This is a genomic window from Allocoleopsis sp., from assembly GCF_036703385.1.
Lineage (GTDB): Bacteria > Cyanobacteriota > Cyanobacteriia > Cyanobacteriales > Coleofasciculaceae > Allocoleopsis.
Genome location: NZ_DATNPA010000228.1, coordinates 1 through 11,965 on the forward strand (window position 1 = coordinate 1; position 11,965 = coordinate 11,965).

Annotated in this window: 10 protein-coding genes; 3 read left to right on the forward strand and 7 right to left on the reverse strand. The window is 45.9% G+C overall.

From position 1 onward, the window contains the following. The 3 genes from V6C93_RS11220 to V6C93_RS11230 form a co-directional block, all read right to left on the reverse strand. On the reverse strand, window positions 1–188 hold a 188-nt coding region (locus V6C93_RS11220; RefSeq protein WP_333476744.1), incomplete at its 3' end, for an FAD-dependent oxidoreductase. Window positions 189–828: 640 nt separating this feature from the next. Next, window positions 829–3,225 (reverse strand): EAL domain-containing protein, encoded by a 2,397-nt coding sequence (locus V6C93_RS11225; RefSeq protein ID WP_333476745.1) that lies wholly within the window; start codon window positions 3,223–3,225, stop codon window positions 829–831. Window positions 3,226–3,252: 27 nt separating this feature from the next. Further along, a complete protein-coding gene (locus V6C93_RS11230) occupies window positions 3,253–3,393 on the reverse strand; it encodes a hypothetical protein (protein ID WP_333476746.1) in 141 nt (46 codons plus the stop codon). Between the two features lie 38 nt (window positions 3,394–3,431). Here V6C93_RS11230 and V6C93_RS11235 point away from each other — a divergent pair, with 38 nt between their 5' ends. Next, a complete protein-coding gene (locus tag V6C93_RS11235; RefSeq protein WP_333476747.1) occupies window positions 3,432–4,190 on the forward strand; it encodes a hypothetical protein in 759 nt (252 codons plus the stop codon). A gap of 226 nt (window positions 4,191–4,416) precedes the next feature. On the opposite strand, the gene V6C93_RS11240 is transcribed toward V6C93_RS11235, so the two are convergent. The 4 genes from V6C93_RS11240 to V6C93_RS11255 form a co-directional block, all read right to left on the reverse strand. After that, the gene (locus V6C93_RS11240; protein WP_333476748.1) at window positions 4,417–6,978 is read right to left on the reverse strand and encodes an ABC transporter substrate-binding protein; all 2,562 of its coding nucleotides are present in this window, start codon (window positions 6,976–6,978) and stop codon (window positions 4,417–4,419) included. Window positions 6,979–7,068: 90 nt separating this feature from the next. After that, window positions 7,069–8,124, reverse strand: a complete 1,056-nt coding sequence (locus V6C93_RS11245) for a DUF1822 family protein (RefSeq protein ID WP_333476749.1) — start codon at window positions 8,122–8,124, stop codon at window positions 7,069–7,071. After that, window positions 8,108–8,881 (reverse strand): hypothetical protein, encoded by a 774-nt coding sequence (locus V6C93_RS11250; RefSeq protein WP_333476750.1) that lies wholly within the window; start codon window positions 8,879–8,881, stop codon window positions 8,108–8,110. Before V6C93_RS11250 ends, V6C93_RS11245 begins: the two co-directional genes overlap by 17 nt. A gap of 55 nt (window positions 8,882–8,936) precedes the next feature. Further along, the gene (locus V6C93_RS11255) at window positions 8,937–9,488 is read right to left on the reverse strand and encodes a glycine-rich domain-containing protein (protein ID WP_333476751.1); all 552 of its coding nucleotides are present in this window, start codon (window positions 9,486–9,488) and stop codon (window positions 8,937–8,939) included. Between the two features lie 529 nt (window positions 9,489–10,017). Between V6C93_RS11255 and V6C93_RS11260 the strand changes: the two genes are divergently transcribed. Further along, the gene (locus V6C93_RS11260) at window positions 10,018–11,049 is read left to right on the forward strand and encodes a DUF2207 domain-containing protein (protein ID WP_333476752.1); all 1,032 of its coding nucleotides are present in this window, start codon (window positions 10,018–10,020) and stop codon (window positions 11,047–11,049) included. Between the two features lie 187 nt (window positions 11,050–11,236). After that, window positions 11,237–11,965 (forward strand): aspartoacylase (locus V6C93_RS11265; protein WP_333476753.1); only part of this gene is annotated, 729 nt, incomplete at its 3' end.

An 11,965-nucleotide genomic window follows, 5' to 3' on the forward strand; every position in this document is an offset into this window, starting at 1 on the left:
TCTAGCACAGACGACAATCCCATCTGCTCTAGCGCATCTAGCCCACTGGGCATCAGTCCTTCACCGCGAAAAACTCTGCGGAAGTTACGGGAGGATTCAATCAGTTGGACGGTGATGCCTCGTTTGACGAGAAGCAGTGCAAGCGTTACACCAGCAGGTCCAGCCCCGACAATTACAACCTGAGTCATCACTTTAAAACTGCATTGATGACTTCAGAATACCAAAGGGATATGCGATCGCACAGCGGCTGCAAAAGAGATTCGCAACCCATCATTACCATAGAGTTTGAAAGACACAGATAGCAGGGGAGGCAGAGGAAGCAGGGGGAGAGTTTTATGCGGGTGGGTTATTTGTGCCAAGCTGGTCTAAAGTCTCTGGAAAGAACTACCAATACGATGCGATCGCCATATATTAGTCTTAAAGGGGAGTCGGGAATCGGGAGTAGGGAATGGGGTAGGTAACAGAAAGGGGATTATTACCTCACCTGAAACCAGCCACTTGGTCTTGTGGGGGCTTGTACCCTTCTTAAATGGGATTTCTGATCAGAAGAATTGGCAACAGCTCGTTCCAGGCTAACGCCTCGCAACGCTTTCGCTATTCCCGATTCCCTACTCCCTACTCCCTACTTCCCTGTTGGTCAATTATTTCATTTGAGGAATCAAACAAGAGAATATAGGATTCACGTCGGGACAATTTTTTCAAATTAGGGAACTGATTGATGACAAAAGCAAATTTTCTTTGTATTAAGTTTTTCATAGGATTTAATTAGGTTGTTAAACAAAGGGTATGGCTATTAATCTTTCACGTTACTGCCAGACTTGAGGGACTTTAATTGAGCAACAAGGGGCGTGGTTTAGCAATGCCATAGCCCTGTGCATAATCCACCCGAATCGCTGTAATTTTTTCGAGGATGGCTTTATTTTCAACAAACTCAGCAATGGTTTGAAGACCCATCACATGTCCAATATGATTGATGGCTTCTACCATTGCTAAATCTGTTGGTTCATCTACAATCTGCCTGACGAATCCCCCATCAATTTTGAGATAATCCACCGGCAAGTTTTTCAGATAAGCGAACGAGGACATACCACTGCCAAAATCATCCAAGGCGAAGCGGCAGCCAACTTGTTTGAGCGATCGCATAAACTGAGCCGCTTGACGTAAATTAGCGATAGCCACGGTTTCAGTTATTTCAAAGCAAATCACCTGAGGTGGTACTTCGTGTAAAACTAACTGTTCGCGCACAAACTCAATGAACTGCTCGTCGCTAACACTAGCACCTGAAATGTTAATGGCATACAAACAATCACAATCATCCCCCAGCAATCGGCAAGGGTTTTGCTTTTCTCGGTAGTGCCGTCCCAGACTGGTAAACAGTGTGCGAATGACCCAACGGTCGATGCAGTGCATGAGATTGTAGCGTTCCGCAGCAGGAATAAACGCCATTGGCGACACCAAGTTACCCTGTTCATCAATCAGGCGCAGGAGAATTTCGTAATGGGTTGCCAAGGACGACGTTTGGCGACTGGGGACAATTGACTGGTAATAAAGGCAGAAACGATTCTCCTCTAGCGCTTGAGTCAGCCGCGCTACCCATTGCATTTGGCTTTGTTGAAGTGCCAATTCGTGATCGTCGGCTTGATAAACCTGCACGCGATTACGCCCTTTGTTTTTGGCGGCATAGCAAGCTGAGTCGGCAGCACTCATCACGCTAGTCACACCTTGAGTGTTGGCGTCAATGGCAACTAAGCCAATACTGACCCCGATACTGAACGTTTTGCCCTGCCACACGAAACGAAACTCCTGGATTTGCTCGCGCAGCTTGGAAGCCACCCGCTCGGCCGCATCGAGGGGGCAATGGAATAGCAGCAAGCCAAATTCATCTCCACCTAGCCGAGCTAAAGTATCGGAGCTACGCACCAGGCTTTGAAATAAAGCGGTCACTTGGCGCAACAGTTCATCCCCAGCAATATGACCGCAAGTATCATTGACCAGTTTGAATTGATCGAGATCGAGATAACACAAAGCGTGTTGCTGGCCTGAAGTCTTAGCCGTCATCACAGCCTTTTGTAAGCAATTTTCAAAGAAGCGTCGGTTGACAAGTCCCGTCAGGGCATCGTGGCTAGCTTGCCAAGATAGCTGCTGTTCGATGTGGCGGGCGGCGGTTACATCCCTCAACACCAATACCGCACCGATAATCTGGTTGTCGCTCGCACGAAGGGGTGTGGCGCAATTATCCACCGCCAATTCATCACCCTCACGGGTAATCAGGACTGCTGGCTTATCCAGGCAAACTTGCTTGCCAGAACGCATAGCAGTTTCTGCTGGACTTTTACAAACCTCGCGAGTCGTTTCATCAACTATCCTGACGATGTCAGATAGCGGCTTTCCTTTGGCTTCCTGCACAGGAAAGCCTGTGAGTTCAGAAGCGACGGGATTGAGATACTCAACCAAGCCTTGGGCATTAATTGTAATGACGCCATCACCGATGGACTGCAACGTTACTTGAGCCTGTTCTTTTTCTTGAAACAGCGCTAACTCGACCATCTTGCGCTGAGTGATTTCAGCTTGCAGTGAGGCATTAGCTTGGGCTAATTGTGCGGTTCGTTCCTGAACTTTGATTTCTAGAGAGTCATGGGCATGACGCAGTGCCTCCTCGGCAATCTTACGTTGTGTAATTTCACATTCAAGTTTTTTGTTAGCGGCTTCAAGAAGGGCTGTTTGTTGTTCGAGCAACTGTGTTTTCTTGAACAGTTCAACAAACACCGTCACCTTTGATTTAATGATTTCCGGCGCAAAAGGCTTTAAGAGATAGTCCACTGCGCCAAGGGAATAACCTCTCTCCACATGAGTCTCGTCTTGATTCAGTGCTGTGATAAAAATAATTGGAGTGTGTTGCGATCGCTCTCTTTGTCGAATCAGCGCTGCCGTTTCAAACCCATCCATTAGAGGCATCTGGACATCCAGCAGAATCACAGCAAAATCATGATTCAGCAAGCATCTTAAGGCTTGTAAACCCGAATCAGCCGTTACCAGATTCAGTCCGGGACTATCCAGTATCGCCGATAAAGTCAGCAAATTTTTCGGTTGGTCGTCTACTAAGAGAATGTTAACGTTCTGTTCGGGTAGCATTAACAAGGTGTCCGGCAGCGGATTAAGGGAGCGATCGCTCTTACCACACTGTGCTGCGATAATCTTGTGTGTGAGCTGCGCGGAGGGTTTCATCAACGTTCCACACGAAAGGCTGTATTGCTACCTTAGGACAATGAAGCTGTTTTCGCATTGTCCGTAGGGTTTACTTCTACGGGTACACCACAAGGCAACTGGCTTTCCTGCTGCGACGGAGGGAAAGCCTTTTTGTTGTGCGATCGCTGTAATCGATTGAATTACCATAATAGTGGTGAACGACCCAAATATCTGAGCGAATTATTGTGAGAAAACTTATTCGTGGTTTAGGAATTTTTTTGGGAAGTCTTCTCTATGCTTTAATTTGGTTAAGAATTTTCTATTTTTCCTATAATTATCGTTCAGCAGAGAGTCTTGATTATGTTGTTATATTGTTTCCTTTTATATTTATTGTATCTTTTAGTTTGGGACTTTATATTAATGCGCTTATATTTTGGTTCTTTTCTAAGCGCGAAAGAGATATTTTCCCCTCAGCTTTATTAGAGCGTTCTGTTATTGTTTTTGTCCTAAGCATTTGTATAGTAGCTGTATTTGGAATTGATATATTTGGAATTGATTTTTGGAGTTTGGGGATAATTTTACTTTTTCCGCTAGCAGGAATTAAAGTAGCTTCTCATTCCCAAACTAACAAAACTTTAAAGCATTTTGGCAAAGAATTTTCTAGTGCCTTGTTAATTAATTTATTTTTTCTAATGGTTGTATGTATTAACGACTTTCCCGGAGTGAATGCTCCAGTTGAAGCTCGACAAAAATGGGCTTATAGGGAATTATATGCCTATTCATCAATAGCGGATTACATCAAAAAAGATAAGGTGATAACACGTAACATTGGTCAAATAAGATTTGTCGCGCCGACAAAGGGGAGAAATCTTCTTTTTAGAATAGGTGCCGGCAACATGGTTACATCGGAACTTACGCTGGAAGTGGTTGGAGAAAAGGGAACAGGCATTGCTTACATAACTGCTATGGGGGGGTATGTACAGGATATAAGTTTTGAGTATTAGGGTAAAAAGACTAAACTCCACTAAACGTCCACTAAACGGTGGAGTTCGGGTATACCAGATAGTGAGATTGCGAAACCGGAGCCGATACCAGATAGTAATATTGCCAAGCCTTTGGCAGAGTCAACATGATTGTGGAATTGAAGTAACAACATTTGGGAATAGCTCGTGAATGAAGCTACTCTCTACTCCCAATTCCCCATTCCCTTTTTGATTATGCTTCGCCCTCCTATTCCAGGCGAGCAAACTGATAATGAGACTCTACCTTAGGATCGGGTTGGACTTGGACTAAAAGTCCGATATGGGGAGAGGATTTGCGATCGCCTGATCGCTCAAATTCCACTTTTCCTGTAGCACCGATGGCTGAAAAATCAGGACTCGACAGTTCCTGCCTCAACCGCCAGCGACTGGGAATCCCATTCATCCGCCTCAACCCTTCAGCCATTGCTTGAGTCGCGTCGTATCCCATCGCCGTTCGCCAGTTTACAGCTCCCTTCCAAAACTCTTCAGCGTTTCGGGCAAATTCGGAGCTAGGATTGTGCCAGGGAACTTCAATCACCATCTTGCCTTTTGCAGCTTTTTCCCCAGAATCTTTAAGTGCTCTTGAGTTGTACGTGTCACTTCCACCCAAAAGCGGCAAAGCTCCATTGTTGCTATTGACCACGAGAAATGCTTTTTCCAAGGAATCCTTTGTGCCGGGAACGAGCAGCAACACTTCGGCTTGGTTTTGTTTGGCTAGATTCACACAGTCGCCTGCACTGAAGTTTCCCACAGATAAGTCGCACTCCGCCACAAATTTTTGCGAAGGAAGCCGTTTTCGGAACTCGTTTTTGAGAGACTCGCTATACGTGCTGTTTCGGTGATAGGCAACAGCAGCTCTGGTGGCTTTAAGTTGGTTAACCATGTAGTTAACGAGGCTTTTGGCGGCACTCGCATCACTGGGAATCGTGCGAAAAACCCACTCACTGAAATTAGATAGATTGACAGCCGTACTAGTGGGAGAAATGACAACGAGTCGTTTTGCCTGATACACCTCGCCTGCTTTTAAGGTGCTGTCGCTGGAATAATGACCAATCACTCCTAAGATATCCCCATTTTCTGCCAGGGTTTCGGCAACTTGTTCGACAATTTCAGGATTATCTTCATCGTTAGCAATGGCGATCTGTAGCAATTTTCCCTGAATACCACCCCGGCAATTCAGGTTACTTGAAGTCTCTTCAACCGCACGGGAAATTTCTTCAAGCGTACAATTCAATTCACTCTGAGCCTGAGCAACCCCACGCAGAACTTCTAGAGCCACATTAGACTCCCTACCAATGGGAACGCTGACTGCAATTTTCAGCTTTTGACCTGTATTCAGCGCGGCATTCTGTTCAGCGATCGCATTATTCAGGTAAATCAGGGTTTCTGGGTCATTTTTCTGTTTCCGCAGCGAGTTCCTAAAGTGCTTGATGGCATCATCAAATTGCCCCGTCGAAAAGGCTTTGATTCCCTTCTCTTTGTCGGGGTTGGTATTTTGACTCATCAGAAGTCGTTCTCCCGAACTGATGCGAGTTGCGATCGCAGGAGTTGCGATTGGAGGTGGAGGGGTAGAGGGAACTAGAGAAGAAATGAATTGAGAGCCGATAATTACTGCGATCGCAGTTGCCAGCGCTCCCCCAGTTAAAACGGCTACCTTGTGCGATCGCCAAAGCTGACATAGTTGCTTTCGCACGTTAAAAAGGGGACTTTGAGGCCATTTGAGCGATTTTTCGCTGGGGTTCTGGCAAATGATCGGCAGCCAAGATGCACAAGGAAATTCGCCTTCCATTCCCTGTAACATTTCCCGCGCCTGTCGTACCGCCATGTAAAACGATTCCCCTTTGGAGAAATCGTTCAAGAAGTACCGCAAAAATTTCTGCGCTACGCGATCGGGCACCGGTTCCCGCATCACAATCACCTGAGGAATTCTTAAATCCGCCAGTTCGCGGGCTAATCCCAAGCCATCACAGGAATTGAAGATAGCTAACTTTAAGCCATTTTTAATTGCTTTTTTTAAGGCATTTTTCAACTGACAGAGAGATAAACTATCCGCATCGTTGAGTTGAATGACGCTGCTATTATCTCCTCTCGAACTCGAACTATGCCCTGCAAAAAACAGAATATCCCAAGGGCGATCGCACAGCTTTTCATTGAGCTTGTCTCGCTCTGGTTTTTCCAGGAGGGTAACGTTCGCATCTGGTAACCTCTTGAGGATGTCTAAATCTTCCCGAACGTCGAGTCCCTCGTCACCCCCTAAAATCGCTAGAATTTTCACCGGTGGTTTCAGAGGAGGTGCGGGTGGCGCGAAACGGCCACCTAGAGAGAATTCCGCCTGCTGGCGACGCTCAAACAAATCCCACAGATGCCAAGGTAACTTTTGTAGGAGTTCATCTTCGGTTTGAAAGATTACACGAACTGACTCATGACGGGCTATTTCATCCTGAACAAATGTACGTAAACTTTGCAGAGACGGCTGCCAAAACCATTCCTTGAGGCGAATTTCCAGGGCTTTGGCAGCCTCCTCACAATCATTCCGGGTAGAAACGTTGGTAACCTGCGAAGTAGGCGCTTTCAGAATTCTTCGCACTTGCTCTAAGCCATAATACTTCGCTTGCCACTGGGCATAAAGCGTGGGAATTTCGGGGGCTGGAGGCAGCCAATCTCGACTATCCGTATAGGGAAGCTGATTATTCTCACTAATTTCCAGGGTAACGGGAAAACCTTCCTCAAAATTACCTTTGCCAATTTTCAAAACAACCAGCTTGTCCATAGGAGTTACGAATTAGCCATCAAGGATTGGCAGCTAGCGATTAATAATTAGCGAGTAGTTAACACTAAAAGCTAACAATTAGCAAGCTTTTCAGACTAAAAAATTCTCTGTAATGCTAGCTTCATTCAAAGCAACTTTGACACTAAAACGGTCTCCTGCATCAGCCGTAAACTTGAACTGAATGTAATTGTCTTTTTCTCTAGCTGGAACTTCAGAAAAGATATTACCCGCTTCATCCAAAACAATGAGTTGCAAACCCAGGGGTAGATGGGACTGGCTTGCCAAGGGGTACACTCTTAAGAGAATTGCTATGCTGCGATCGCGCTTGGGTAAAACGGCAACCATCAGCGCAACGGCATAACCCGTCAAGTGGAATCCTAAATCCGCGACTCTTCTCACGCCACTGGCAGGATGGTTTGGCTCAAGTTCCCAGAGGCTTTCCGCTGCTTGCCAGCGAGTTTCTTCATCCTGGGTGGTTTGCAGAATCTGAATCAACTCTTGTTTGGTTTTGCCGCGAAATCTTAACGTTCTGCTGCGAAATGCCGAAGCTAGGCTGACTTGTCTTGTCGCGAACAGTTGATCAATGGCTTGCCAACCTGCTTCAACAATACCCTCTAGCCAATTGCGTAGATTGACGACTTGCGGTGCTGCTGGTTCAGGGACTTGATAAAATTCTGAGAGGTAAGCCGGAAAATCTGCAAGCGATCGCAACTCACTCAAGGGTATGATTCCTTGTTGATGGGCTACGCTTGGGACAAATCCAAGTAGGATGGCTTCTTTCAGTGATGAATTTAGCTGCACCGCTACATAGCCAATTCGGTTATCCCAAGCCTCCGGCGGCACTTCCATAACCTTACTATTGGGCAGAACTGGGCGACACTCTAACTTTCCTAAACGTTTGACATTTAAATCAGCCACATCCATAAATTTCTGCATTAATGAATGATGACTATCACTCGTTTCTAACTCGGTTTCTAAGCCCATGCATCGACAGTAAAAATTTACGGCATATCGAGCTAAGCTATTGAGATAAACTTGCTTTGCCTTCTGAGGTTGGGTGTGTTGTCGGCGATGCTGCTGTGCTAGCGCATGAGCCTCGAAAGATAGCAGGACTTTAAACGTTAAAGATTCAGCTGTCTGATTCATGGTTTACCCCTCCGTCTCCTTCATCAAAGCGACACTGCAAGTACTTCTGAAAATACGGTATCAATTTACGCAATCGACGGTGGAAAAAACTACAAAGTGTCTGGATGGATAGATTGTTCAATTCAGCCGATATTTGTTCCCAGGTTTTTTCTTCTACCATCCGGGCGATAGCTAGATATTGAAAATTGGCCTGAGGATAACCGCGAATATGCTCATTTTTTAAAAGGTTCTCTGGATCGTCTTCGAGAAATTGCTGTAACAATTGGAAGTCAGATAAGGTCTGTTCTTCGCAGATTAAGCAGTCTTCGAGTTCATTTAAAGAAATTACTCTTCCCTGCGGATTTGCCTGCCGAATATTAGTCAGACCCTGATTCAGATATCTCTCAACTACATCCTGAAATCGCTTATAGAGTAAATAATTCACCCATGCCATGACTGGATGTTGTGGATTATAGCGGTCAATTTTTTGGCAAATTTCCAGCAACGTTTTCTGAAGTGCTTCATGATAAAGGTCTTCGTAAAGATTAGGCGACCATGACCCTCGTTGGGGATGGCTCAGGCTGTCGGCTTGCAAAATTTCATTAACCAGCCGATTTAAAGCGAGTTGTCGTTGGGGACTCAAGGGTGGATGCTGCGTAGCTGCGATCGCTAGTTGTTGTAGTCGCTGATCCAAAGCATTGCCGGATGAAACGCTTTCTCTGCACTCATTCTCCATTGGCATAGAACTAAACGCGGGCTGGATTAGGTCTGCTTTCACATATCTCTCCATATTTGAGAGCTTATGCATTTTTTGGGGAAATCGTTTTTACTGCTCATGCTTCTATCGCTCCAGGCCGACCACAAGCACTACCACAAAACCGTAAATTTCTCTCCTCACCTCCACTTCCCAGTTGCCGCTGATTCTTGGCTGATGCACTTCTTAAAGGTGGATGCCACTTCATCTCTGCTAAACCCACTACGTTGAAATACCCCTCATACACGGCTAAGAGAGCTTGAGTTTGTGCAAAAGCCTGAGCAATATTTGACGGATGAGACTTACCCTCAAGATTAGAATCAGGTTCATGGTGGATGAAACGACCAAACACCCTATGACAATCGTTGTAATACTGGCGAGTATGCAAAATGTGAACGTGCCAAACTCGGTCGATTTCTGGAGTTGGGACTAGCAAAAGTTGGGGATATAGGAAGCTAATGAACAGAAACGTCTTGTAGCGCTCAATTGCACGGAAAGCTTGCTCAAGAGTCCACCCACACCCTTTTTTAGAGTCCGTCAGGTAAGCCGCAATTGACCAGAGGTTGAGTGACTTAAGCTTTTCCAGGCAAGCCAACGCTTCTGTGGATAAAGCGGGTTTGACGACTGACATCAGTAGAACTCCTCATCATGAATCTCTACTTGTCTTTCTGCATCTGAACTCAAAATTTACGCAAAATGCGGATGAATCAGAAAAACTTTGCCCTAGTCGATGGTCACCGAAAAAGGTGAACCAGAAAAAATTTTGGGATTTGCGTAAAACTTTTTGACTTTCGGCGAATAGCTTTTAAGTAGGTGGGCGTAAATGTACTTCACACCTAGAAGTCGGGTTTCACAGAAGTTACCGATTTCTCAAGCCTTACGAGTTTTAGCCTGAATTTTGCCTATCTGCTTAGCAATAGACCTCTTGCAAAAATCCTGAAATGCCCCCTAAATCCCCCAATTCTGGGGGACTTTGAGATGCCTGTTCCCCCCACCCCTCTCGTTCTCCCCTAAAAGGGGAGAGGAGTAAGGACGAAGCCTTTTTTTCTTGAGGGGTTAGAGGGGCAAAAATCGAATGAGAGCAAGTGGTTTAATCCACAAGCATTCCTTGATAGCTTGTGCTTCTTGACCGCTCGATTCACCAATGTCGGGATAAAAGAATGAGAAATTATCGATTGTTCAAACGAATTATTTTGGCTTCAATTGCCTTATTCGTTACGCTTATTATCACGGTCACCCATGCAGTAGCACAAAATCTGCCGTTTAACTGGGAATTCATCAATGTCAGTATCGACGTTCAGCCAAACGGAGATATGTTAGTCACAGAAACGCAAAAATATGTATTTAATGCCGCTTACACGAACCAGCGATATCGCTATATTCCCCTATCTAAAGTTGAGGAAATCACGGATATTACGGTTCAAGAAAATGGCAAAACCATTCCTAGTCAAACAGGCATCGAGAATAATCAACAGTGGATTCGGTGGGAGCATCAATTAAATCCTCCAGAAGCCCATACATTTGTATTGAGCTATCGAGTAGTTGGTGGATTGCATGTCTATAGTCAGAAAACTCAGGTGTATTGGAAAGCCATTTTTGCCGATCGCAAAGCTCCTATCCAGGCGGCGACAGTCAAGGTGCAGTTACCTGAGCCTCTATCCGGCAAGGTTCTTTCCTTTACGAATTTTGGCGTGAGTGCGATCGCTCGTGAGGTCAATCCTAGAACATTTGAGTTTGTTGCCAATCAGCCAGTTGAGCCTGGGCAGGAGTTAGAAGTTCAGATCGCATTCCCCACAGAAATTCTCAATGTTCCTAAACCTCGCTGGCAGCGAATTAACCTCTTAGGAATTTTACTAGGATTTTACTTCGGCTTTTGGTTCTTGACCGTTCCAGCTACAGTTGTTGGTGTATGTTGGGCGCTCAGCCTACTCGCAAAACGCTGTCCTCAATGCAAGGCGTTCAAGCTAAAACGCACGACACAAATTCTAGTTGCTCCAACCACAATCTCTGGGGGAAGACAACGAGTTACATCCCACTGCCACAACTGCTCCTACCATACCGAGCAGGAGCAAACACTTCCCCGAATTTCAGAAAGCTATCCTAGCGGAGGTGGTGGTGGCGGTGGTGGCGGTGGCGGTGGTGGTGGCGGTGGTGGCGGTGGCGGCGGTGGTGGCGGCGGTGGTGGTGGTTAAGTTGCCTTGCTCCAACCCTAAGGGAGTTAGTTTCCCTCGAGATAACGGGAACACTAAGGAGAGTAAATTCAACTTTTGCAAGAGACTTCCATGAACGCGAGTACACAACCCAGGATGAAAATTCTTTCCCCTCATCCGTAACTCTTGACTCCTGACTCCTGACCCCTATTTTCCAGCTATGCCTATTATGAATCCGATCAAACGAGTTGCAATTGTGGGAGGCACCCACGGAAATGAATTTACGGGCGCATACTTGATCAAGAAGTTTGAGCAGTTTCCCGATTTAATTAAGCGCAGTAGCTTTGAAACCGTGACTGTGTTCGCCAATCCTAAAGCCTTTGAACTCAAAAGACGCTACATTGACAAGGATTTAAATCGGTGTTTCCTCAACCAAGACCTGCAAAATCCAGCTCTCTTGGGCTATGAAGAGCAGCGAGCAAAGGCTATTGCTCAACAGTTAGGCCCTAAAAGCAACGCTCAGGTGGATGCGCTCGTAGATTTGCACTCCACTACGGCTAACATGGGACTGTCGATCTTGCTGGGTAGCTTGCACCCTGTCAGTCTGCAATTAGCGGCTTATCTGATCTCGATTAACCCACGGGTGAAGGTGTGTTCTTTGATGAGCCCCGATTCAGAAAGTGTACACCTGCGATCGCTCTGCGGATTGGGGATGGTGATTGAAGTGGGCTCCGTCGCTCAGGGAGTCCTCAATCCGACATTATTTCAAGAAACCGAAAGCCTGATTCATTCGGTTTTGGACTACTTTGAAGCGTGTAACCAAGGTACGACGCTACAGCTTCCCAGCACGCTCACGCTCCATAAATATATAGAGGAGATTGATTACCCTCGAAATGAGCAAGGTGAGCTTGAGGCGATGATCCATCCCCAGCTTCAGTTTAGGGACTATGAACCCCTT